A 22,470-nucleotide genomic window follows, 5' to 3' on the forward strand; every position below is an offset into this window, starting at 1 on the left:
GACCGGGTCCTCGGGGCGCCGGGATCTTCGGGCCGCGGGTAGCCGCAGGCTTTTGCTTTCAGGGGCGCGGGGAACTGCGCGACCAGCCACGACGCACCCGCAGCCGCGACACAACGTGTCACCCCCACCCCCTGGCGGGGGGGGCCTGGGGGCGCAGCCCCCAGTTTCGGGAAGGGGCGGGCCTGGGGAAGAAAACCCCTCCCACCCCAATCCCCGCCTACCGCACTCCGGCGGAGCCCTACGCCCCCGCCGTCTGCCGAACGTTGGCCCTGACCCAGTTCACAATCGACGCCGTCGTGGCCCCGGGCGTGAAGATCTCGGCCACACCCTTCTCCTTAAGGGGCGGAATGTCCGCCTCGGGGATGATTCCGCCGCCGAAGACCTTGATGTCCGACGCCTCGCGCTCCTTGAGGAGTTCGATGACGGCGGCGAAAAGCGTGTTGTGGGCCCCGGAAAGAATGGAGAGCCCGATCGCGTCCGCGTCCTCCTGGATCGCGGTGTCGACGATCTGCTCCGGCGTCTGGTGGAGGCCGGTGTAAATGACCTCCATGCCCGCATCACGCAACGCCCGCGCGATCACCTTGGCCCCACGATCATGACCGTCGAGCCCCGGCTTGGCCACCACCACGCGGATCGGACCGGATGCCACACCCATCACTGCTGCCTCCATGAACCGACAAGATCTCCAGGGAACCGGACTGCGGGAATCCGTATCTAGCAAAAACCCAAATCAACCTGTTACCGTCCCGCACCGGCTTGTATCGACTGATAACACCTCAGGACGCTGACGGCGACTCGTCGCAACCGCTTCATGCCAGCCCACGTCAGGTGCACCCAGCGGCACAGCCACCCCGCACCGCGCCGGCCGGGGAGTGAACGAACGTTATCGCTACCATCCCGCAACCGGCAGTTTCGCGGTGGAGACCGAGGGGGAAATCACACGATGGGACAAGTTCGCCGCGCACCGATCCCGCACCCTGGGGCACATGGGCCACAGCCGGGCCGGGCGCAAGGGGAGCCGCCACGAGGTCGCTGCGCCTCCGCGTCGCCAGCCAGGCGGCCGGATGGCGCGGCATATCGGCGAATGCACGACGACGGGAGGCCCCGTCGTTCCACGGGCGTGATAAACGCCACCCGTGCACCGTCGTTGCTCTCGTCGGCGGTTTCCCATGAGGGCACACGGGGGACAAGGCCGTCCTTCCGTGCGCCGACGGGAGGTCGGCCATGAAGGTCACCAGGGCAGTACTGCCCTTTTATCCGCTTTTGCCGCTCTGTCAACGGCTGTTGCCCAACAGACTGGCCGGACTCTCGCTGACTCTCCTGAAAGCCACGGCTCTTGAGGTCGCGATCCTCGCGGGACACCTGATCCTCTATCCCACGGGCATCACCCAAGAGCGCCGCCAGGGCGCCACTTCGCCCTCCCCCAGCCTCGCCCCCGCCTCAGTCCCTAGGCCCCGCCGCGCACCCGACGACCTCACCGCCGGGACCGCGACCGAGACCGACCGTGACACCGAGGCCACCCGCCTGCCCACCCAGTCCAAGCCCCCGGTCGTCCTCCTCCACGGATTCATAGACAACCGCTCGGTGTTCGTGCTGCTGCGCCGCTCCCTCGCGCAGCACGGCAGGCAACAGATCGAGTCGCTCAACTACTCCCCCCTGACCTGCGACATACGTACCGCTGCCGAGCTGCTCGGCCGGCACATAGAGGAGATCTGCGAGCGCACCGGTCAGCAGGAGGTGGACGTCGTCGGCCACAGCCTCGGCGGGCTGATCGCGCGTTATTACGTGCAGCGTCTGGGCGGCGACATCCGCGTGCGGACGCTTGTGACGTTGGGCACACCGCACTCGGGCACGCACGTGGCACCGCTGATGAACGCGCATCCGATCGTGCGGCAGATGCGGCCCGGCTCCACCGTGCTCGAGGAACTGCGCGAGCCTGCACCGGCCTGTCGGACCCGGTTTGTGGGCTTCTGGAGCGATCTCGACCAGTTGATGGACCCGTTGGAGACGGCCTGTGTCGAACACCCCGACCTGCTCGCACAGAACGTACGGGTGAGTGGGATCGGTCACCTCGCTCTGCCGGTGCACCCAGCGGTCGCGGCCGGCATACGGCAGGCACTCGACCTCGAGGAGACGGCGGGAGCCCCTGCCGCCGCCCGTGCCGGCGGACTGACCGTGGCGTAGTCGCAACACGCTCCCGGGCGCCGGTCGAACACCCGGAAACACCCCCACGCTGTCGAACACTCTTCGTACGAAAGGCCAAAGTCGCGCCCGCAGTCCGCCGAAAGGCAGCTGAATGCCCGTTTCCTGAACGGGGGATGGAAGCCGAAGATTGTCGCGCCCGCGTACCGCCGGGTACAGTCACCGCACTGCTCTGCCAGCGCCCCTGTCGTCGAGGCGAAAGAGAAGTTGGTGAACGACCGTCACCCGTCGGGGACCGTAGCGCCCCCGGCCGCGGCTCCCGAAGCCGCCTCGACGCACTTCGCGTCGTATGGCGAGCAGGGGATCCAGTACGGCGACTTCACCACGTACGACGCCTACACCGCCACCGGTTTTGACGCGGCGCCCACCGGCGTCTACGACACATACGGTGCACTGGGTGCTTGCGCGGCGACGCCCTTCGAGGCCACGACGAGCTTCGAGACCGACCCCCTCTTCGGCGACCTGCCGGGCAGTGGCGGCACGGGTTCGTACGACGCCACGCAGTGGTCCGGCAGTCACCAGACGTTCAGCGGTCACCCGACGCCGAACTACGACCCGTACGCGGCCCAGCACCACGCCGCGTACGACACCGGCAGCCACGACGCGACCGGCCTCTGGACGGACACCTCCGGTCACCAGCGACTGACCGGGATCCCGGCGCAGTCCACGGGCCCCGACGTCAGCGGTCAGTGGGACGCGAACGCCTGGCTCCAGGCCGAACCGATCGGCCAGGCCCAGCAGTGGAACACGCAGACCTTCGACTCGGGTGCGTACGACGCGACGGCGTGGAACTCCGACGGCGGTGAGCGGCACGAGTCGTACGAGCCGTACGACCAGCAGGCCACAGCGATCTTCGAGCAGGTCACGTACGAACAACAGGCCTCTATAGAGGACGAGTTCAGCCCTTCCGACGACCTGAACCCCGACACCGCCACCGGCAGCCACGACGAACCCCCTCTCCTCGACGGCGCCGAAGAGATCTCCCCGGACGCCCCTGCCACCCCCGTCGTCACCATCCCAGCCCCCCGCCCGGGGTCACGCACCGCATCCCGTGCGGCCTCCCGCTCCCGCCGCCGTACCCCGCCCAAGCGTTCCGCTCTGCTGACGGTCGCCGTGCCGTCCGCGTGTGTGATGGGTGTGGCCGGGATCGCGGCGGCATCCGTGGGCAGCGGGAACGGGAACGAGAGCAACGAGACGACGGCCGCGACCGGCACGACCGCCGTGCAGCCGGCGACCGCCAACAACAAGCTGGACACCCAGCTCGAGAGCCTGACCGCGGACGCGGACGACTTCGCCGACCGGGCGAGCCGTACGCAGGAGCGGATCGACCTCAAGGCCCAGCAAGAGGCCGAGAAGAAACGGGCGGCGGCGGAGGCGGCGCGCAAGGAGCGACTGCGTCCGAAGTTCGCGCTGCCGGTCGAGCAGCATGGGCTCAGCGCCTACTACGGCCAGGCCGGCATCAACTGGATGTCCGTGCACTCGGGCATCGACTTCCCCGTCTCGTACGGCACGACGGTGATGGCCGCGACCGACGGCGTCGTCCGTACGGAGTGGAACAGCGCGTACGGGAACATGGCGATCGTGACCGCGAAGGACGGTACGGAGACGTGGTACTGCCACCTCTCCACCTACAAGGTCGCTTCCGGGACCGAGGTGAAGGCCGGCGACCCGATCGCGTTCTCCGGCAACTCCGGCAACTCGACGGGCCCGCACCTCCACTTCGAGGTACGCCCGGGCGGCGGCAGCGCGATCGACCCCCTGCCGTGGCTCCGCAGCCACGGCCTCAACCCGACGTAACCGACTCGTCCCGCCGCGGGCCGCCAAGCCCCGCAGGGCTACAGCTTCTGCACCGGCGCGTATCGCAGCAGCAGCCGCTTCGGCTTGGTGTCCCCGAAGTCGATCGTCGCCTCCGCGTTCGCCCCCGTGCCTTTCACGCCGACCACCGTGCCGAGCCCGAACTGGTCGTGGGTGACCCGGTCCCCCACCGCCAGCGACACCACCGGCTTCTCCGTGGCCCCGCCCCGCCGCGTCGCGAAGCCGGAGGCGCCCGAGGCCGCCGACCGCGAGCGGGAGGACGACAGAGAGGCCGCCACGCCCGCCGCAGGGCCGGAGGCCACCGCTCCCATGGAACCCGTCCGCTTCCACTCCAGATGCGTGTCCGGGATCTCCTCCAGGAAGCGGGACGGCGGGTTGTACGAGGGCTGCCCCCAGGCGCTGCGCATCGAGGACCGCGTCAGATACAGCCGCTCCCGCGCGCGTGTGATGCCGACGTACGCGAGTCGCCGTTCCTCCTCCAGTTCCTTGGTCTGGCCGAGGGCGCGCATGTGCGGGAAGACGCCGTCCTCCATGCCGGTCAGGAACACCACGGGGAATTCGAGGCCCTTGGCGGTGTGGAGGGTCATCAGCGTTATGACGCCGGAGCCGTCCTCTTCCTCGTCCGGGATCTGGTCGGAGTCGGCGACGAGCGCGACCCGCTCCAGGAAGTCGGAGAGCCCGCCCGGCGCCTCGCCCTCACCGGCCTCCTGCTCGAACTCCAGGGCCACGGCGGCGAGTTCCTGGAGGTTCTCGATGCGGGTCTCGTCCTGTGGGTCGGTGGAGGCCTGCAACTCGGCCAGGTAGCCGGTGCGTTCGAAGATCGCTTCCAGGACGGTCGCCGGGCCCGCGCCCGACTCGACGACGGTCCGCAGGTCCTCCATCAGCGTGTTGAATCGCTTGACGGCGTTCGTCGAGCGGGCCGCCATGCCGTACGCCTCGTCGACGCGGCGCAGCGCCTGCGAGAAGCTGATCTTCTCCCGCGAGGCGAGTGCGTCGATCATCGCCTCGGCCCGGTCGCCGATGCCCCGCTTGGGGACATTGAGAATCCGCCTCAGCGGTACGGAGTCCTCCGGGTTGGCGAGCACCCTCAAGTACGCGAGAACGTCCCGGACTTCCTTGCGCTCGTAGAAGCGGACGCCGCCGACGACCTTGTAGGGCAGGCCGACGCGGATGAAGACCTCTTCGAAGACACGGGACTGGGCGTTCGTACGGTAGAAGACGGCGACGTCGCCCGCCTTCGCCTCACCGGCGTCCGTCAACCGGTCGATCTCGTCGGCGATGAACTGCGCCTCGTCGTGCTCCGTGTCGGCGACGTAGCCCGTGATGCGCGCGCCCGCGCCCGCGTTGGTCCACAGGTTCTTGGGGCGGCGGCTTTCGTTGCGCTCGATGACCGCGTTGGCGGCGGTGAGGATCGTCTGGGTGGAGCGGTAGTTCTGCTCCAGGAGGATCGTCTTCGCGTCCGGGTAATCCTCCTCGAACTGGAGGATGTTGCGGATGGTAGCGCCGCGGAAGGCGTAGATGGACTGGTCGGCGTCGCCCACGACGCACAGCTCGCCCGGGTCGTCCTCGGGACCGGAGGGCCCGACCAGCTCACGCACCAGCGCGTACTGGGCGTGGTTCGTGTCCTGGTACTCGTCGACCAGTACGTGGCGGAAGCGGCGGCGGTAGTGCTCGGCGACATCCGGGAAGGCCCGGAAGAGATTGACCGTGGTCATGATCAGGTCGTCGAAGTCGAGGGCGTTGGCCTCGCGCAACCGCGACTGGTACATCGCGTAGGCCTGGGCGAGGGTCTTCTCGAAGCCGTCGGCGGCCTGGCCCGCGAAGTCCTCCTCGTCGATCAGCTCGTTCTTCAGGTTCGAGATCTTGGCGCTGAACGACTTGGGCGGGAAGCGCTTCGGGTCGAGGTCCAGGTCGCGGCAGACCAGGGCCATGAGGCGCTTGCTGTCGGCGGCGTCGTAGATCGAGAACGAGGACGTGAAGCCGAGCTTCTTCGACTCCCGGCGCAGGATGCGGACGCACGCGCTGTGGAAGGTCATCACCCACATCGCGTTCGCACGCGGGCCGACGAGGTGCTCGACGCGCTCCTTCATCTCGCCCGCGGCCTTGTTGGTGAACGTGATCGCGAGGATCTGGCCCGGATGCACATTCCGCTCGCCGAGCAGGTACGCGATCCGGTGTGTGAGCACACGGGTCTTGCCGGAGCCGGCGCCGGCCACGATGAGCAGGGGGGAGCCGGAGTGCACGACCGCCGCGCGCTGGTTGTCGTTCAGCCCTTCCAGGAGCGTGGCCGCGTCCACGTGGGGGCGCGGGGCACCATCGCGGTAGTAGGCCTCCCGGTCCGGCGGCACGTCGAACTTCCCGCCGAACAGATCGTCCGGAACCTGTTCCGGTACGTGCTCGTCCTCGGGCGGCGGCGGGGGCTCTTCCTCGTGGTCCCGCGAGGGCTTGAGGTCCGCCAGGAAGCTGTCATCAAAGAGGCTGCTCATCGCTCTCCGAGTCTAGGCTCCCCCACCGACACCTCGCCGCCGCCCTGAGAACTCGGCCGGTACGACCCTGCCGGGAGCCTGCCGGGATTTCTCTCACCCTCCAGGACCGCCCCGTCACGGTCGGCGACGGATCATGGCGCCTGAGGCTAAGGTCACGAAAACGTATCGGACAATTCGCTCATCAACCTTCACAAGAGCCACACGAGTTGGTTAGCTTTCGCAGTGGGCCGCTCGACCCCCACCGGCGAACGTCGCCGGGCCGTGCGGCTCCCGCCGAGTCCGGAACGCCCTCGTGGCCGCCCGGAGCCGGGGACCCACCGACCTTTGGGGTGAATCGGTCCAACTCCCTCAGGGGACAAGGACCGTAGGGCAAACCTTCCGAAGCACACGCCCGAACCCGACAGCTAACTCGGTAGGCGGAGCACGGAAGGAGTCGCCTTCGTGGCGCCACACCGCAAAGCGCGGTCGTCCAGTCCCAAGGGCATACGGACCCCTGCCCTCGCCACCGCCGCTCTCACCTCGGTGGCTCTCCTGTCGCAGACCGCGAACGCTTCGCCCTCCGCGGAGCCGCAGCCCAGCCTCGACGAAGTCCAGAAGAAGGTCGACGACCTCTACCAGCAGGCGGAGACGGCGACCGAGAAGTACAACGGCGCCAAGGAGAAGAGCAGCAAGCAGCGCAAGAAGGCCGACAACCTCCTTGACGAGGTGGCCTCGCGCACGCAGAAGCTCAACGAGGCGCGCGAGGAACTCGGTACGTTCGCCGCCGCGCAGTACCGCACGGGCGCCGCCGCCCCTGACACCGCGTCCCTGCTGCTCGCGGACAACCCGCAGGACTACTTCGACCAGAACCAGCTGATGGACCGGCTGACCAGCCGTCAGCAGCAGGCCGTCGAGGACTACGCGACCCAGCAGTCCGAGATGACGCAGCGGCGTCAGGAGGCCTCCGAGAGCCTTCAGTCGCTCACCGAGACCGAGAACACCCTGAAGTCGTCCAAGGCGGACGTTCAGCGCAAGCTCGCCGAGGCGCGCCAGATGCTCTCGCGGCTGACCACCGAGGAGAAGGCGCGGCTCGCGGCGATCGAGCGGGAGAAGCGCGAGGAGGCCCAGCGCAAGGCGGAGGAGCTGGCGCGGCAGCAGCAGGCCGCGGAGGAACAGCGCCGCCAACAGCAGCAGGCCCAGCAGACTCCCGCGCCCTCCACCGGCGCGGGGACCTCGACCGGCACGGGCAGCTCCGCGGGCACCTCGACCGCCAAGGGCGAGAAGGCGCTCGCCTTCGCCCGTTCCCAGACCGGCAAGCCGTACGTCTGGGGCGCCTCAGGACCCGACTCCTACGACTGCTCCGGCCTCACCCAGGCCGCCTGGAAGGCCGCCGGCGTCACTCTCCCGCGCACCACCTGGGACCAGGTCAAGATCGGCACCCAGGTCTCGGTCGCCAGCGCCCAGCCCGGCGACCTCGTCTTCTTCTACGACGACATCAGCCACGTCGGCCTCTACCTCGGCGACGGCATGATGATCCACGCCCCGAAGCCAGGTGCGTACGTCCGCGAGGAGTCGATCTACTACATGCCGATCCACAGCGTGGTCCGCCCGGCATGAGGCACGCGCGCGTGGACCCCTTTTTGGGATGCACGCGCGCGTGAGCCCTTTTTGGGACCCTTCAAGGAACGGTTCTTACAGCTCTCCAAGGCCCGTCAGGTCCAGAGCACCGCGATGAAGACGTTCGCGATGGTCAGCCCGCCCACCAGCCCGAACAAGCCCTTCTCCACCTTCTCCTCGTCCCGCTTCACATACACGAGGCCCAGGATCACGATCAGCAACGCCAGCTTGACGCCGATCTTGATGTTGTTGACCGTCTGATCGTCGGCCTGATTGAGGCCGACCAGGATCACGCCCGTGACGAGCATCGTGAACGCACCGTGGAGCATCGCAGGCCCGAAGCGGGCCGTACCCTCGCCCATCGCCTTCATCTGAGTGAGGAAGCCGCCGAGGAGTGCGGCGATACCGATGATGTGCAGGCCGACGAAGAGATGGATGAGTACGTCCATGAAGCCGGAGCTTAATCAGGGGCTCGTGTACGGCCTCACACCGCCCCGCGCCCCTGGGCGGAGCCCGTACTGCGGAGGCTGACGGACCCCGACAGACGCTGACGGACCCATAGCACCGCCGCGCCGCCCAGTCCTCCACAACCCCCGCATCGGTCAACGCCCCGCGCCAACTCGACGGCACCAGGCCGGGATCACGGTCGCATACGGTCACCACACGGCTCAGTCCCGACAGTTCCGTACATGGCGTCACCAAGCCCGCCCTCTCAGGTTTAGCGTCCCTCCCCAGGTGACCGGCTCCCCACCGCCGCCCGGGCCAGGGGCGGCAGCCGGGCATCACCGCCGAGAAGATCCGGCGGCGGCCCGCTCCCCCTGTGCGGGCCGCCGCCGGACGCCAGGGGCGTCATCGCTCCGCGGTCGTACGGAAGTTCCCCTTCGGGAAGGAAGTGTGTCCAGGTGGCAGCGCACCGCAAGCCAAGACAGCGCTCGCTCGGCGGCAATACGGCCCGCACAGCCTTCACGATCGCGCTCGCGGGCGCGGCGAGCGCCACCTCCTTCGACGGGGCGGGGCATGCCGAGCCGCGGCTGACACCGGATCAGGTGAGAGCGAAGGTCGACAAGCTGTACCAGGAGGCGGAGGTCGCCACCGAGAAGTACAACGGGGCGAAGGAGAAGGCCGACAAGGCGGAGGACCGGGTGGACTCCCTCCAGGACGAGGCCGCCCGCCGGACGGAGCGGCTCAACTCCGAGCGGGACGCGCTGGGTTCGGTGGCCGCCGCGCAGTACCGGGACGGTGGCCTCGATCCCGCGCTGCGGCTCATCCTCTCCTCGAACCCCGATCAGTACCTGGACGAGGCCGCGTTCGCCGAACGCGCCGGCAGCCGACAGGCCTCGGCCGTTTCGCGCGTACGCGGCCAACTGCGCGAGATCGAGCAGCTGCGCGGGGCCGCCCATGTCGAGCTGGCCTCGCTCAAGTCCCAGCAGGCGGCGCTGAACCGGCACAAGAAGACGGTCACCGGAAAGCTGGGCGAAGCCCGGCGGCTCCTGTCCCGCCTGACGGACGAACAGCGCGCCCGGATCGGCGCGGACGACGCCGCCACGGCCCGCGCCTCACGCTCCGCCCCGCGGGATGCGGGCTCGACCGCCGCGGCTCCCAACTCCCGGGCTGCGGCTGCGATTTCGTACGCGTACGACAAGCTCGGCAGCCCGTACGTATGGGGCGCCACCGGCCCCGACGCCTTCGACTGCTCGGGCCTCATGCAGGCCGCGTACCGCTCCGCAGGGATCTCGCTGCCTCGCACGACGTATGCCCAGATCGACGCCGGCCAGCGCATCCCCCGCTCCGAACTCCGCCCCGGTGACCTGGTGTTCTTCTACTCCAGCATCAGCCATGTGGGCCTCTACGTGGGCAACGGCCAGATGATCCACGCCCCCAACCCTTCGGCCCCGGTCCGCTTGGCCCCACTGGACGAGATGCCGTTCGCGGGAGCCACGCGGGTGGTGTGATTCGCGACTGACGGTCAGACCAGCCGTCGTGCCGTTGCCCACCGGGTCAGCTCGTGGCGGTTCGACAGCTGGAGCTTTCTGAGGACCGCCGAGACGTGGGACTCCACCGTCTTCACCGAGATGAACAACTGCTTGGCGATCTCCTTGTAGGCGTAGCCGCGGGCGATGAGGCGGAGGACTTCGCGCTCGCGCTGGGTGAGGCGGTCGAGGTCCTCGTCGATGGGCGGGGCATCGGTGGAGGCGAAGGCGTCGAGGACGAAGCCGGCCAGGCGCGGGGAGAAGACCGCGTCGCCGTCCTGGACGCGGAAGACGGAGTCGACGAGGTCCGTGCCGGTGATGGTCTTCGTCACGTAGCCCCGCGCGCCGCCCCGGATGACGCCGATGACGTCCTCGGCGGCGTCGGAGACGGACAACGCCAGGAACCGTACGGGCTGCTCGGCATCCGCCATCAACGCGGCGCAGCGGCGCAGGACTTCGACACCGCCGCCGCCCGGAAGGTGCACGTCCAGGAGGACGACCTCGGGCCGTGTCGCCGTGATGACCGAGACGGCCTGGTCGACGTCGGCAGCCTCTCCGACCACCTCGACACCCGTCCGCTCGGTCTGCCCGATCTCCGCCTGGACCCCCGTACGGAACATGCGGTGATCGTCGACGAGGACCACGCGGACCCGCCGACCGGGCCCGGCGTCCGCCGCATCGGGCGTGCCCGCCGGGGCGTCGGGCTCGGCGGCCCCGCCATCGCCCGGCTCGACCGTCCCGGTCGGCTCGTTCGCCTCGCTCATGTCTCCGCCCTCTCCATCTCCAGCTCGACCTCCGTGCCGCCGTCCGGCACGGCGCGCAGCCGGGCTGTGCCGCCGTTGCGCTCCATGCGGCCGATGATCGATTCTCTGACGCCCATGCGGTCGGTGGGTATCGCGTCCAGGTCGAAGCCGGGGCCGCGGTCCCTGACGGACACGAAGACCGTCCTGCCCTCGACCTCGGCGTAGACCTGCACCGCGCCGCCCTCGCCACCGTACTTGGCGGCGTTCACCATCGCTTCCCTCGCGGCCTGCATCTGGGCTCCGATTCTTTCGTCGAGCGGGCAGTCGCCGACGACCACGACCTCTATGGGGACGCCGTGCTTGTCCTCCACCTCCGCCGCGCTGCGCCGGACCGCCTCGGCGAGGGTGTCCGGCTCGTCGGCCTCGTCCTTGCCGGTGCCCTCCGGTTTGTAGAGCCAGTTGCGCAGGTCGCGCTCCTGGGCGCGGGCGAGGCGACGGACCTCGCCCGCGTTCTCCGCGTTTCGCTGTATCAGCGTCAGGGTGTGCAGTACCGAGTCGTGGACATGGGCGGCCACTTCCGCCCGCTCCTGGGCACGGATACGCATCAGCCGCTCCTCGGAGAGGTCCTGGGTCATGCGTACGAGATAGGGGCCGGCGAGCAGCGCTATGCCGACGAGGACCGCGAGCGCCGCCTGCAGCACCGAGCCGAGGTGGGCGGCGGAGCCCTGGAGGACGAATATCCCGGAGACGCCCACGGTGACCAGCAGGACTCCGGCCGCTGAGCGGGCCAGCGTAAGCGTGCGCCGGTGGCGGCCCACCTCCATCCAGCGGGCCCGCCGCGCGTTGTCCGCCTGGCGCCAGACCAGGGCCACGCCCGCGCCGACGAGGACGACGGGCCAGAGATACGCCTTGGTCCCGCCGCTCAGGTCCACATTGCCGACGAAGATCAGGGCGATCACGACCATCGCGAGCAGCGCGACGATCTGGCCCTTGTCTGGCTTGCGGGCGACGAGTCTGCGGCGCCCGTCGATGGAGGTCTCGGTGGCGAGGGCCGGAGGCCGCCCGGTGTCCACGCCTCCGACGCCGAGCGGCACAAAGAACCAGAACGCGGCATACAGCAAGGCCCCGAGGCCCTCGGCCATGAACAGTCCGACGAAGACCAGCCGCACCCAGACCACAGGCAGCCCGAGATGCCCGGCGAGCCCCCGCGCCACGCCACCGAGCCAGCGTCCGTCGCTGCTGCGGTAGAGCTTGCGCGGCGGCCGCGGGTCCTCGACGGGAACAGCTGCGACTTCCGGCATGCCATCGATATTCACACGCGAGGCGGGCCAGGACATCAGGGTCGACCCCCGAGACTCCCCTGATCTTCGAAGCACCGGGCGCCTCGGGGATCAAGGCCCGATGCCTCGGGGACGATTTCAGGGTTCGGCCAGGGTCGTCCCGACTGCCGCCGGACCGCTGCGGCCGTCACCATGGACACATGACAGATCACACGCACGCCGCGACGGGTCCAGGACCCGGCTCCGGCCCGGGCCCCGGCGAGGCTTCGCCCACCGGGCCACGGGACACGGTGCCCGCCGTCGGCGCCCCGGCCACCGCGGGTGAGGAACCGCGCGCGCACGGGAGCCCGCCCGCGCCCGGGGATCCGGTTGTGCCCGAGGTCCCGCACAAGTTCCGGCGCGACCGGCGGCACAAGATGCTGGGCGGCGTGTGCGCGGGGCTCGGGCGGCAGTGCGACATGGACCCGGTGATCTTCCGCATCGGGCTCGCGGTGCTCTCGGCGAGCGGCGGCATCGGCCTCATCTTCTACGGCTTCGCCTGGCTGTTCGTGGCCTACGACGACGAGGACGAGAACGAGCTGCGCAAGCTGCTCACCGGCCGCGTGGACGGCCAGGCGCTGACGGCCGTGCTCTTCGCGCTGGTCGGCTGCGGGGTGTTCCTGTCCATGCTGGGCAACGGCGGAGTGCTCACCTTCGCCACCACGCTCGCGCTGGTCCTCGCGGGCGCCGGTTACTGGTCGCGGCAGCGCGGCGCCCCCGGCCCCGACCCGCTCGCCGCGCAGGCGGCGGCCGACGCACCACCGGAAGCGCAGGCACCGCCCGTCCCCGACTCCTTCTCCTCCTGGTGGCGCGACCCCATCGTCAAGGACGGCACGCATGTGGGGGGCACGGGTTATCTGTGGGGCCCGAGTGACACCCGGGACCGGGACATCGCGGCGGCGGTCAATATCGCGCAGGGCAACTACCGCCCGGACATACGGACGCGCGAGCCGAAGCCGCGCGGCCCTCGCTGGATCGGCGGCTGGGTGTTCCTGCTCGCCCTGCTGGCGGGCGCCCTCGGCACCGGTGCGACCTGGGACGACCACGCGCTGGGCACCAGTCTCCAGGCCGGCCTGGCGAGCGCCCTCATCGTCTTCGGCACAGGCATAGCGGTCAGCGCGTTCCTGGGGCGTACGGGGGCGGGATCGGTCTTCCTCGCGATCACCACCGCAGTCCTACTGGCCTGCTCGGCGGCGCTCCCGAAGGACATCAGCACGCACTGGGTGCGCACGAACTGGACGCCCGCCGTAGCGGCGGACGTACGGCCGACGTACGAACTCGGCACCGGCGTCGGCACGCTGGATCTGACCCGGATAGACCTCGCCAAGGGCCAGACCCTGACGACGAGCGTCGAGGTGGGCATGGGTCAGCTCAAGGTCGTCGTGCCCGACGACGCGACCGTGAAGCTGAACGTCGAAGTGGGCGTCGGCGACATCCAGTTCCCCGGCGACGGCAAGCAGGACGTGGACGTGGCCCCCGGCAAGTATGAGGAACGGACCCTCAAGCCCACGAGCAACACCAAGAACGGCGGCACGCTCGACCTCACCCTCGAGGTCGGCGTCGGACAGGCGGAGGTGGCCCGTGCTACGTCATGACTTCCAGCCCGGCCGACTGATAGCGGGCGTCTTCCTCACGCTCACCGGCATCATCTACGCCGGCGACGCGGGCGGGCTCTGGGAGACCCCCTGGTTCGCGGTGGTCCCTCTCGTCACCGGCGGCCTGTGCCTGGCAGCAGCTGCGGGCACGGTGACACATGCGATACGCCACCGCCGCAAGAGCCTCGCTTCCCGGGAGACACGGGAGGCGCCCACACAGAGCTGAAAGCTGGGGGAACTGAGCTTGACCGCCGGAAGCCCTGGCCGACCCTAGTAGGCGCCGGCTCGCTGCCTTCGTCGTGCCCGCAGCATCGAGTCGATGGAGAGCACCGACGCTCCGGCGAGTACGAGGGGGAGCCATGCCATCAGGTAGGGGAGGTCGTTGCCGTAGTAGTACGGGTCCGAGGGCCAGCTCACGGTGAGCCAGAGGCTGAGGGAGATCATGGCACCGCCGAACGCGGCGAGCCGGGCGAACAGTCCGATCAGGGTGCCGATGCCGACGGCGAGCTCGCCGAAAGCGATGGCATAGGCGAAGCCGACGGGGTTCTTGAGGGACAGGTCGACGAGTTCCGGGATGGCCGAGGAGTCGCGCACCGTGCGCATCATGTCGCCGATCGAACCGGAACCGGCCTCCGACATGAACGCGCTGTCGGTGAGCTTGTCGATCCCCGCGTAGATGAAGGTGACGCCGAGGAAGACGCGCAGCGGCAGCAGGGCGTACCGGGTGGCGGCGTCCCGCCAGTCCCTGCCTCCACCGTCGAGGTAACCGGAGTGCGTATCCATCCGCATACCGTGAGCCATCGCTCTCCGCCACCTCTCACCGAACCGACAGTTCGCCCCTCAACAGACCATACGTAGCCCTGAGGCGGGCGGCTCAACCCTGGACCGAACTTTTTACCTCCGGCGGTTCAGCGGGGCGCCTACGGGGCGGGGAGTTGGGGTTCGCGGGCGAGTGCGGGTCCGTCGTGGCTGGTCGCGCAGTTCCCCGCGCCCCTGAAAAGCCTGCGGCTGCCCGTACCCCGAGAAAGCCCGCTCGCCGGACAAGCCCGCCCCCGAGGGGAAGCCCGCACCCCCAACGACCCGCACCTTGCCCTCCGGCGGGAGGGGTCGTGGGCCGGTGCGTCGTATGCCCGTCGCTTAGGTTCTGTCTCGGAGGACCAGGGCCTTGTACCAGGCCAGGGCCGTATGCCCGCCCTGCGACGGGCTGACGCACCGGCCCACGCCCCCGCACCCACCACGCACCTAAGGGGCGCGGGGAACGGCGCGACCAGCCACAGACGGCCCGCAGTCGCCAACGAATCGAACCCACCCACCCGGTAGGCACCCCCGCACAACCAACGGAGCGCCCCCACCCAACCGACGGAGTCAATCCGTCACATCAATCCCGTACCGATTCGTCTCCACCCCCGCCGCAGTAACCACCTGTACCTCCACCCGCCCAGGTTCCACATCCGCAGGCACCGGCACGGTGAGAACCGCGTCGGACGGGTTACGGAAGCCTCCGGCCACAGGGACGAGCGGTACGTGCACATGGATGGTCCCGATCCGGACCACCATCCGCGACAGACGTTCAGCCGTGTGGGCACCCGGAGGCACAAACCCGGCCCCGCGGATCTCGATGTCGTCCCCCGTCCGGATGGGTGCGTCCAGGTCTCCGGCCTCGCGGGACCGGACGACCGAGAGAATCACCGGTCGCCCACCCTCGGCGTACTTGGCGGCAACGTATGTCGCGGCCGACACCAGCACCACCAACGCCAGCCCCCACGGCAGATCCGGCAACTGCTCGGGCCGACGAGCGAGCCGTACCGCCGCGAACATCAGCGCGGCACCGGCGATCACCACGTACTGCGTGTCCGCGAAGCTGCCCCGCCCCGAGTCATCGGTCAGCAGGTCAGCGGCCCGCGGCCGGTCGGCACGTATCTTCTGCAGACGCTGGCCGAGCACCCGCAGGCCCACCACCCGTCGCACCAGCACAGCGATCCCGCACACCACGGCAAGAACGGTGACGAGCCCGGCGCCCCGGGCGAGTTCGAGCCCGGAGACCAGCGCGTCACGCTCGCCCGGCGAGGAGGCGCCCGCGAGCCGGCCTGCCAGTACCAGCACGGCGTAGACGACGAACAGCACCCAACTCGCCGCCACCGCGCGGGAAGTGGACAGCCGGTTGTCCTCACCGACGACGGGCGCCAGCACACCTCCACGCGCCCGGTGGAACCACGACGCCCCGACCAGCAGCCCGCCCACGACGACCGCGGCGAGGAAACCGGCGGTCCGCGCGGCAGTCCAGCCCGCCCCGATCGCGGTGAGCGCCTGCACCAGAAGCAGGCCCCCGACGACTCCCGCTACCGCGAAGGCCGTACGCCGCCACAGCAGCCCCAGCCATGCCGCGGCCTCGGCCCGGCCCCGCTCGGCGACGAGGTCCGCCGACTGGGTCAGCTCGTCCGACACCCACTGCCGCGAGGCCCCCGCCGAGTGCGCGACAGCGGCGGGCAGCCCTCGGCCGGAGGCCAACTCGTCCCGCTTGGAAAGGAATGCGGCAACAGCTCGTCTATGCCCTTCGCGCGCCCCCTGCGGACAGTCTCCGCAGGTGCAGCCGCCTTCGTGCGCGCCTTGTCCAGCCTCCTGCACCGCCACCGCCCGTTGCCGCCTTCCCGCACCGCTCCGTAGAGCCAACTCGTAGAGCCGACTCATAGCCCCAAGTACCAGGCATCCCAAGTACCAGGCATCGGGATTGTGCCGTACGCCACTCCGCCCCCACCCGGCAGGTCCGGTATCCGGTCAGCACCGGCGAACCACTCTCACCGCACCGGGGCCCCGAGCCACAACCCCGAGCCCCCGCCCGATCCACCGCACCGCTGAGCCCCGCGCCCCGCCCCTCCGCCCTGCCCCCGCCACCCGAACCCCCGCCCCATGTTGACCCGGCTGCGAGAATTTCCGTATGGCCGAGATCATCCAGCGCGACGGGACCTGGGCCTTCGACGGCAACACGGTCCGGATCACGCCGGGACTCCACCGCTCCGTACCGCTGTTCCGGCAGACGTACGGAGAGATCGCCGTGCCGCTCGAAGCGGTCGCCAGTGTCGTCTACGAGCCCGAACGCAAGCGTGGCCGGCTGCGTCTGAGACTTCGCGAGGGCGCCGACCCGCTGCTCCAGGCGACCGGTGGCCGGCTTCCCGACGCGGCGGACCCGTACCGGCTGACGGTGGACCTCGACCGCTCGGGCGTCGCCGAGTACGTCGCCGAGGAGATACGCCGTGCGCTGCTCCTCGAGCAGATCCCCAAGGAGCCCGCGAAGGAGTACCTCCTGCCGGGCCCGCCCGTGCCGGTCTCCGTCCGCTCCAGCGACGGCACGGTGTCGTTCGACGGCGCCCAGGTCCGGATCGACTGGAGCGACACCTCGGACCGGGTGAAGCGCGCGACGGGTCCGCGCATCATCGACGTACCGGATCTCGTCCAGGTGGAGTGGCTGCCCAACTCCGGTTACGAGGACGGCTTTCTGCGCTTCGTGACGCGCGAGACGGCGTTCTCCAAACTCCCGCCGGAGAAGGACCCGTTCGCCCTCGACCTGTGGGGCAGCGCCCGCCGCGACCTGCTCACGGCGCTGGTCGCCACCGCGGTCACGGCCCGTCTTCCCCATCCGTCCACTCGCACCGGCGAGTATCTTCCCGCCGACGCGCCTCGTCTCCCGTTGACGGCCAGGGATGCGGTACCGCCCGAGCCGCAGCCCGAGAATCACGACGTACTCCTGCGCCGGTTGCGGGAGTTGGGCGAACTGCACCGCGAGGGCGTGCTGACGGACGAGGAGTTCGCGGCGACGAAGGCCGCCGTACTCCGCGGATTCTGAACTCCGCGGATTCTGAGCATCAGGACGCACCAGGACGTACCAGGCGCACCGGGATGTACCGCAACTCACCAGAACGGCCCCGGCACTCGAACCGTCACGACAACAGATCCGGCTCACTCCGGCTGATGTCCTGCCACATCGGCTGATAGTTGATCCACGCCACCAGATCCCCGCCGAGTTGCTCACGTGTCGCCACCGCCTGCCGGTGGTCGATGAGCACGGGCCGGCCCGCCGCGCGGGCGGTGAGCTGGACTTGGCTGGAGCGTTCCATGGACACGAACCACCAGGCCGCGGCATCGACCGAGTCGCCGACGGTCAGCAGTCCGTGGTTGCGCAGCACCAGCGCCTTGCGGGAGCCGAGCGCGGTGGCGACCCGCCGCCCTTCCTCGGCGTCCACGGCGACGCCGGTATATGCGTCGTAGAGAGCGTGATCTTCGTAGAAGGCGCAGCTCTCCTGCGTGATCGGATCGAGCAGTTCGCCGAGCGCGGCCAGGGCGCGCCCGTGCACCGAGTGACAGTGGGCAACGGCGACGACGTCCGGGCGGGCGGCGTGCACCTGGGTGTGCACGGTGAACGCCGCCTGGTTCACGTGATAGCGCCCCTCGATCACCTGCCCCTCTCCGTTGGCCATGACAAGATCGCCGACGGTGACATGTTTGAAGGGCATCCCGAACGGGTTGACCCAGAAGCAGTCACTGAACTCCGGGTCGCGCGCGGTGATATGGCCGGAGACCCCGTCCTCGAAGCCGAGCCGCCCGAAGATCCGCAACGCCCCCGCGAGCCGCTCCTTGCGATGGCGCCGCTCGTCGTCGAGCGACTCGTGCATCGGCGGCATGGCGAAGCGCAGTTGCTCGGTGGGTCGGGGCAAGGGCGGTGTGGGCCCGTGCATATGTCCTCCAGCCCAGAGGTACGGACTTGTTTGCAGCCCGGAAGTTACCGTCAGTCAGCGCAGGAGAACAGAGATGTTCGTGAAGAGAGTGCACAACCGTTGTGTGGGGTCGATTGTCTGCGTGTCTGGGAGAGTAGGACCAACTCTTCAGTTGAATCATAAAGAAAAAGAAAGGGCGGAGGGATGAGGGGAGGCATGAACAGAACCGAGGGCATGAACAGAACCGAGTGCCGCGTCGCCGAGATGCTCCACCAGATCGCGACCCGTGACGTCGTCGTGCTGAACGACACCGCCGGCTCACCGGGCAGACTCGCCGCGCTCACCTACATCGCCGTCCAGTACGGATTCCGGTACGGGGAGAGCAGCAGGAACGGCCAGACGCTCCAGGTCCGCCTGATCCGCGACACCCGTCCCGAGGCGCGCCAGCGGAGCACGGCGACACTCAGCCGCCTGGCGGCAGGCGGCACGCCGGGCATGCGTCCCGGCACCCTCAAACCCCTGCCGGACGCGGCGCCCGCGGTCGAGCTCCTCAAGGCCCGGATCGAGTACGACTCCCTGGACGACGACCCGGACTGGCGCCGCAAGGCCGTCTTCATGAGCGCCAGCGCGGTACTGATGGCACTGCTGCTGATCCCCGTGGGATGGAGGGCGTCGCTCTGCGCGAGCGCCGCGATGGGCATGGTGTTCACGGTCCTCCTGCTCAGGGAGGACGTACGCAAGGACCGGCTGGCGCGGCGGCTGCGGGCACACGGGCTGCTCTGAGCCCTCCGAGGCGCATCGCCTCGACCGCTCTTCAAAGACGACAGAAGATGTCGGGTATCGGCGCGAGACTCGTCGTATGACTCGTATGACGTCGAACTGGGCTGCCTTCACGACCGCCGAACCCGACCTCGCCAAGACGGCCGAGGAACGCTTCGGCGCCTTCGCGCACCACATCCTCGCGACTCTCCGCAAAGACGGGTCACCCCGCACCTCCGGACTCGAAGTCCGTTTCCGGAACGGTGAGTTGTGGCTCGGCATGATGCCGAACTCGCTGAAGGCGCTGGACCTGCGCCGCGATCCGCGCTTCGCGCTCCAGGCGAACCCGGGGTCCGGGACGGAGATGGCGGGCGGCGACGTACGGATCTCGGGACGGGCCGTCGAGGTCACCGAGCCCGAGACGGTGGCGCTGTACACAGGAAAGACGGGAAAGACGGAAGAGGTGGAACAGCCGGAGTCGCCGGAGTCGTTCCACCTCTTCCGCACCGAGCTGACGGAGGTCGTACGCACCTACGTCGAGAACAACGCGTACCTGGTCGTGCAGATCTGGAAACCCGGCCAACCCGTGCGCTCCGTCAAGCGCGAGTGAGCCACAGACCGAGTGAGCCACAGACTCCGGAGCGTCACTCCCACTCGATCGTGCCCGGCGGCTTGCTCGTCACGTCGAGGACGACGCGGTTGACGTCCGCGACCTCGTTCGTGATCCGGGTCGAGATCTTCGCGAGGACGTCGTACGGCAGTCGCGACCAGTCGGCCGTCATGGCGTCCTCGCTCGACACCGGGCGAAGCACGATCGGATGGCCGTACGTCCGGCCGTCGCCCTGGACGCCGACGCTGCGTACGTCCGCGAGCAGCACGACCGGGCACTGCCAGATGTCGCGGTCGAGGCCGACCGCGGTCAGCTCCTCGCGAGCGATGGCGTCGGCCTCACGCAGGAGGTCCAGACGCTCCTTCGTCACCTCGCCGACGATACGGATGCCGAGGCCGGGGCCCGGGAACGGCTGGCGCTGGACGATCTCGTCCGGCAGGCCCAGCTCCTGGCCGACCATCCGGACCTCGTCCTTGAAGAGCTTGCGCAACGGCTCGATCAGCTGGAACTCGAGGTCTTCCGGCAGCCCGCCCACGTTGTGGTGGGACTTGATGTTGGCCGTGCCGGTGCCGCCGCCGGACTCGACCACGTCCGGGTAGAGGGTGCCCTGCACGAGGAAGGCGACCTCGGGGCCCGCGTCCGCGATGATCTCGGCCTGCGCCTGCTCGAAGACCCGGATGAACTCGCGTCCGATGATCTTCCGCTTCTCCTCGGGGTCGCTGACCCCGGCGAGCGCCTTGAGGAAGCGCTCCTCGGCGTCGACTACCTTCAGCTGCACACCGGTGGCCGCGACGAAGTCCTTCTCGACCTGCTCGGTCTCGCCCTTGCGCATCAGGCCGTGGTCGACGTACACGCAGGTCAGCTGCGATCCGATGGCCTTCTGCACGAGGGCGGCGGCGACGGCGGAGTCCACGCCGCCGGAGAGCCCGCAGATCGCGCGCTTCGTGCCGACCTGCTCTCGGATGGCCGCGACCTGCTCCTCGATGACATTGCCCGTCGTCCAGGAGGGGGTGAGTCCCGCGCCCCGGTACAGGAAGTGCTCGAGCACCTGCTGGCCGTGCGTGGTGTGCATGACCTCCGGGTGGTACTGGACGCCGTACAGCTTCTTCTCGTCGTTCTCGAAGGCGGCGACCGGGACGACGTCCGTGGAGGCGGTGACGGCGAAGCCCTCGGGTGCGGCGCTGCACGCGTCACCGTGGGACATCCACACCGACTGCTCGTCGGGGGTGCCCTCGAAGAGGGTGGAGCCCGACTTGGAGACGTGCAGAGGCGTACGGCCGTACTCGCGGGCGCCCGTGTTGTCGACCGTGCCGCCGAGGGTCGTCGCCATCAGCTGGAAGCCGTAGCACATGCCGAAGACGGGGACGCCGGCTTCGAAGAGCTCGCGGTCCAGGCGGGGAGCGCCCTCCGCGTACACCGACGAGGGGCCGCCGGAGAGGATGATCGCCGCCGGGCTCTTGGCGAGCATGTCCTGGACCGGCATGGTGCTCGGCACGATCTCGCTGTAGACCCGGGCCTCGCGGACCCGTCGGGCGATGAGCTGGGCGTACTGCGCACCGAAGTCGACGACCAGGACGGTGTCGGGGGCGGTGGGGTTCGCTTCTGGCACGGGTTGCCTTCCGGCGGTTGAGCAGGGCTGTGTGCCCGAGTTTAGCCGGGAGCCCGGTGGTGGTGGCGCCGTCACTGGGGGCTCCGCCCCCAGGCCCCCGTATCGGCCTGGACGGCCTCGTCCTCAAGCGCCGGACGGGCTGCTTATACTTGCCCCATGCTCACGCACCAGACCTTCGTCTTTACCTATGGCATCCGGCCCACCGGCTGCCATGGTCGTGCTGCTTGAGCTAGTGACAAGCGACTTACCAGGCGCCCCGGGCCGACAAGGTCCGGGGCGCCTGACGTTTCCGGACCTTGCCGCTCCAGGGCCTCGCTCGACGACTCGAAGACTCGAAGCAGAGGAACCCGACATGACTGACGTACTCGACAAGACCGGCGCCCGTACCGACGAGGCGGCCGACGTGATCACCGGTGCGCGCGAGCGTATCGACGCGATCGACGACCGGATCATCGGTCTCGTGCAGGAACGCATGGCCGTGTCCGCCGTGATCCAGGAGGAGCGGATCGCGTCCGGCGGCCGACGGGTGAACCTGTCGCGGGAGATGGAGGTCCTCGGCCATTACAGGGAGGCGCTGGGCAAGCCCGGTACGTCGCTGGCGATGACGTTGCTGGAGCTGTGCCGGGGTCGCATCTGAGCCCCGCTTCTGGGTTCCCGCATCTGAGTTCCGCGTACGCACGTACCCATGGCCCGTTCCCGCAAGACGCGTGACCGCGTCGCGACGCGCTTCGTTGGTGTCGGTGTCCGTGCCAGCCAGGGGCGGGCCCGAAGAAACCACGCGTGGGGCTCCGCTGGAGCGATGAGACGTACGGACGTGCGTTGTGGCACTTCGCTCCAGTGGATGTGACCGGACGGCAGGGGACAGCAGCCTGGTCACAGCAAGAGAAGGCCGGCTCCGGGGACGCCCGGAGCCGACCCGCCGAATCTATGCGAGAGCGGTCGAAATGGTTGCGAAGGCCTTCGCCCATCGAGCACGATGCGTAGAGCAGTCCCAAATCGAACAGCCCACCCGAGTCCCAGCGCAGACAACCACATTGCCTCCGCCGACTGCCAAAGG

At 69.3% G+C, this 22,470-nt stretch carries 19 protein-coding genes and 1 riboswitch; of the genes, 10 read left to right on the forward strand and 9 right to left on the reverse strand.

Annotated features, from left to right (window positions below):
- Positions 1 to 238: 238 nt before the first annotated feature.
- The gene (gene icmB / locus IEZ21_RS15410) at positions 239 to 655 is read right to left on the reverse strand and encodes a coenzyme B12-dependent isobutyryl CoA mutase small subunit (RefSeq protein WP_189322589.1); all 417 of its coding nucleotides are present in this window, start codon (positions 653 to 655) and stop codon (positions 239 to 241) included.
- Positions 656 to 1,224: 569 nt separating this feature from the next.
- On the opposite strand from icmB, the gene IEZ21_RS15415 reads away from it, so the two are divergent.
- Together IEZ21_RS15415 and IEZ21_RS15420 are read left to right on the forward strand one after the other, a co-directional pair.
- Positions 1,225 to 2,184: an esterase/lipase family protein gene (locus IEZ21_RS15415; protein ID WP_189322446.1), complete on the forward strand. Its 960-nt coding sequence runs from the start codon at positions 1,225 to 1,227 to the stop codon at positions 2,182 to 2,184.
- Positions 2,185 to 2,412: 228 nt separating this feature from the next.
- Complete coding sequence (locus IEZ21_RS15420; protein ID WP_189322447.1) at positions 2,413 to 3,999, forward strand: M23 family metallopeptidase; 1,587 nt, start codon at positions 2,413 to 2,415, stop codon at positions 3,997 to 3,999.
- A 38-nt stretch (positions 4,000 to 4,037) separates the two neighbouring features.
- On the opposite strand, the gene pcrA is transcribed toward IEZ21_RS15420, so the two are convergent.
- Complete coding sequence (gene pcrA, locus IEZ21_RS15425) at positions 4,038 to 6,503, reverse strand: DNA helicase PcrA (protein ID WP_189322448.1); 2,466 nt, start codon at positions 6,501 to 6,503, stop codon at positions 4,038 to 4,040.
- A 261-nt stretch (positions 6,504 to 6,764) separates the two neighbouring features.
- Positions 6,765 to 6,937, forward strand: a riboswitch (cyclic di-AMP (ydaO/yuaA leader).
- Between the two features lie 7 nt (positions 6,938 to 6,944).
- Between pcrA and IEZ21_RS15430 the strand changes: the two genes are divergently transcribed.
- The gene (locus IEZ21_RS15430) at positions 6,945 to 8,099 is read left to right on the forward strand and encodes a C40 family peptidase (RefSeq protein WP_189322449.1); all 1,155 of its coding nucleotides are present in this window, start codon (positions 6,945 to 6,947) and stop codon (positions 8,097 to 8,099) included.
- A 95-nt stretch (positions 8,100 to 8,194) separates the two neighbouring features.
- Here the strand turns inward: IEZ21_RS15430 and IEZ21_RS15435 are convergent, their stop codons facing one another.
- Positions 8,195 to 8,548 carry a hypothetical protein gene (locus IEZ21_RS15435; protein ID WP_033329211.1) on the reverse strand — a complete coding sequence of 118 codons (354 nt, stop codon included), beginning with the start codon at positions 8,546 to 8,548 and terminating at the stop codon, positions 8,195 to 8,197.
- Between the two features lie 453 nt (positions 8,549 to 9,001).
- Here IEZ21_RS15435 and IEZ21_RS15440 point away from each other — a divergent pair, with 453 nt between their 5' ends.
- A complete protein-coding gene (locus IEZ21_RS15440; protein ID WP_189322450.1) occupies positions 9,002 to 10,051 on the forward strand; it encodes a C40 family peptidase in 1,050 nt (349 codons plus the stop codon).
- Between the two features lie 14 nt (positions 10,052 to 10,065).
- On the opposite strand, the gene IEZ21_RS15445 is transcribed toward IEZ21_RS15440, so the two are convergent.
- Positions 10,066 to 10,833 (reverse strand): LuxR C-terminal-related transcriptional regulator, encoded by a 768-nt coding sequence (locus IEZ21_RS15445; protein WP_033329209.1) that lies wholly within the window; start codon positions 10,831 to 10,833, stop codon positions 10,066 to 10,068.
- Positions 10,830 to 12,113 carry an ATP-binding protein gene (locus IEZ21_RS15450; protein ID WP_189322451.1) on the reverse strand — a complete coding sequence of 428 codons (1,284 nt, stop codon included), beginning with the start codon at positions 12,111 to 12,113 and terminating at the stop codon, positions 10,830 to 10,832. Before IEZ21_RS15450 ends, IEZ21_RS15445 begins: the two co-directional genes overlap by 4 nt.
- A gap of 179 nt (positions 12,114 to 12,292) precedes the next feature.
- On the opposite strand from IEZ21_RS15450, the gene IEZ21_RS15455 reads away from it, so the two are divergent.
- Both IEZ21_RS15455 and IEZ21_RS15460 read left to right on the forward strand, forming a co-directional pair.
- Positions 12,293 to 13,726, forward strand: coding sequence for a PspC domain-containing protein (locus IEZ21_RS15455; RefSeq protein ID WP_189322452.1), 1,434 nt, complete (start codon positions 12,293 to 12,295; stop codon positions 13,724 to 13,726).
- Positions 13,713 to 13,952, forward strand: coding sequence for a hypothetical protein (locus tag IEZ21_RS15460; protein ID WP_189322453.1), 240 nt, complete (start codon positions 13,713 to 13,715; stop codon positions 13,950 to 13,952). Before IEZ21_RS15455 ends, IEZ21_RS15460 begins: the two co-directional genes overlap by 14 nt.
- A gap of 44 nt (positions 13,953 to 13,996) precedes the next feature.
- On the opposite strand, the gene IEZ21_RS15465 is transcribed toward IEZ21_RS15460, so the two are convergent.
- Positions 13,997 to 14,527 carry a DoxX family protein gene (locus IEZ21_RS15465; RefSeq protein ID WP_189322454.1) on the reverse strand — a complete coding sequence of 177 codons (531 nt, stop codon included), beginning with the start codon at positions 14,525 to 14,527 and terminating at the stop codon, positions 13,997 to 13,999.
- A 564-nt stretch (positions 14,528 to 15,091) separates the two neighbouring features.
- Positions 15,092 to 16,357 (reverse strand): hypothetical protein, encoded by a 1,266-nt coding sequence (locus IEZ21_RS15470; RefSeq protein ID WP_189322590.1) that lies wholly within the window; start codon positions 16,355 to 16,357, stop codon positions 15,092 to 15,094.
- Between the two features lie 304 nt (positions 16,358 to 16,661).
- On the opposite strand from IEZ21_RS15470, the gene IEZ21_RS15475 reads away from it, so the two are divergent.
- On the forward strand, positions 16,662 to 17,567 hold the full coding sequence (locus tag IEZ21_RS15475) for a DUF4429 domain-containing protein (RefSeq protein ID WP_189322455.1): 906 nt from the start codon (positions 16,662 to 16,664) through the stop codon (positions 17,565 to 17,567).
- A gap of 94 nt (positions 17,568 to 17,661) precedes the next feature.
- Here IEZ21_RS15475 and IEZ21_RS15480 read toward each other — a convergent pair whose 3' ends face one another.
- Complete coding sequence (locus IEZ21_RS15480; protein ID WP_189322456.1) at positions 17,662 to 18,456, reverse strand: class II aldolase/adducin family protein; 795 nt, start codon at positions 18,454 to 18,456, stop codon at positions 17,662 to 17,664.
- 195 nt (positions 18,457 to 18,651) lie between these two features.
- Here IEZ21_RS15480 and IEZ21_RS15485 point away from each other — a divergent pair, with 195 nt between their 5' ends.
- Together IEZ21_RS15485 and IEZ21_RS15490 are read left to right on the forward strand one after the other, a co-directional pair.
- Positions 18,652 to 19,218 (forward strand): hypothetical protein, encoded by a 567-nt coding sequence (locus tag IEZ21_RS15485; RefSeq protein WP_033323267.1) that lies wholly within the window; start codon positions 18,652 to 18,654, stop codon positions 19,216 to 19,218.
- A gap of 85 nt (positions 19,219 to 19,303) precedes the next feature.
- Entirely contained in the window at positions 19,304 to 19,804 is a 501-nt protein-coding gene (locus IEZ21_RS15490; protein WP_189322591.1) for a pyridoxamine 5'-phosphate oxidase family protein, read from the forward strand.
- A gap of 34 nt (positions 19,805 to 19,838) precedes the next feature.
- Here IEZ21_RS15490 and guaA read toward each other — a convergent pair whose 3' ends face one another.
- Positions 19,839 to 21,413 (reverse strand): glutamine-hydrolyzing GMP synthase, encoded by a 1,575-nt coding sequence (gene guaA / locus IEZ21_RS15495; protein ID WP_189322457.1) that lies wholly within the window; start codon positions 21,411 to 21,413, stop codon positions 19,839 to 19,841.
- A gap of 352 nt (positions 21,414 to 21,765) precedes the next feature.
- Between guaA and IEZ21_RS15500 the strand changes: the two genes are divergently transcribed.
- Positions 21,766 to 22,050, forward strand: a complete 285-nt coding sequence (locus IEZ21_RS15500; RefSeq protein ID WP_033323263.1) for a chorismate mutase — start codon at positions 21,766 to 21,768, stop codon at positions 22,048 to 22,050.
- The last annotated feature ends 420 nt before the right edge of the window (positions 22,051 to 22,470 follow it).

Origin of the sequence: Streptomyces flaveus, assembly GCF_014647675.1 — a bacterium.
In the GTDB taxonomy this organism is placed as follows: Bacteria; Actinomycetota; Actinomycetes; order Streptomycetales; family Streptomycetaceae; genus Streptomyces; species Streptomyces flaveus.

Bases quoted from the DNA above. Each gene is read 5' to 3' on its own strand.
- IEZ21_RS15465 (WP_189322454.1), bottom strand. From the start codon at position 14,527: ATGGCTCACGGTATGCGGATGGATACGCACTCCGGTTACCTCGACGGT.
- pcrA (WP_189322448.1), bottom strand. From the start codon at position 6,503: ATGAGCAGCCTCTTTGATGACAGCTTCCTGGCGGACCTCAAGCCCTCG.
- IEZ21_RS15500 (WP_033323263.1), top strand. From the start codon at position 21,766: ATGACTGACGTACTCGACAAGACCGGCGCCCGTACCGACGAGGCGGCC.
- IEZ21_RS15490 (WP_189322591.1), top strand. From the start codon at position 19,304: ATGACGTCGAACTGGGCTGCCTTCACGACCGCCGAACCCGACCTCGCC.
- IEZ21_RS15415 (WP_189322446.1), top strand. From the start codon at position 1,225: ATGAAGGTCACCAGGGCAGTACTGCCCTTTTATCCGCTTTTGCCGCTC.
- IEZ21_RS15485 (WP_033323267.1), top strand. From the start codon at position 18,652: ATGAACAGAACCGAGGGCATGAACAGAACCGAGTGCCGCGTCGCCGAG.
- IEZ21_RS15450 (WP_189322451.1), bottom strand. From the start codon at position 12,113: ATGCCGGAAGTCGCAGCTGTTCCCGTCGAGGACCCGCGGCCGCCGCGC.
- IEZ21_RS15435 (WP_033329211.1), bottom strand. From the start codon at position 8,548: ATGGACGTACTCATCCATCTCTTCGTCGGCCTGCACATCATCGGTATC.
- IEZ21_RS15455 (WP_189322452.1), top strand. From the start codon at position 12,293: ATGACAGATCACACGCACGCCGCGACGGGTCCAGGACCCGGCTCCGGC.
- IEZ21_RS15445 (WP_033329209.1), bottom strand. From the start codon at position 10,833: ATGAGCGAGGCGAACGAGCCGACCGGGACGGTCGAGCCGGGCGATGGC.
- icmB (WP_189322589.1), bottom strand. From the start codon at position 655: ATGGGTGTGGCATCCGGTCCGATCCGCGTGGTGGTGGCCAAGCCGGGG.
- IEZ21_RS15475 (WP_189322455.1), top strand. From the start codon at position 16,662: ATGGCCGAGATCATCCAGCGCGACGGGACCTGGGCCTTCGACGGCAAC.
- IEZ21_RS15480 (WP_189322456.1), bottom strand. From the start codon at position 18,456: ATGCACGGGCCCACACCGCCCTTGCCCCGACCCACCGAGCAACTGCGC.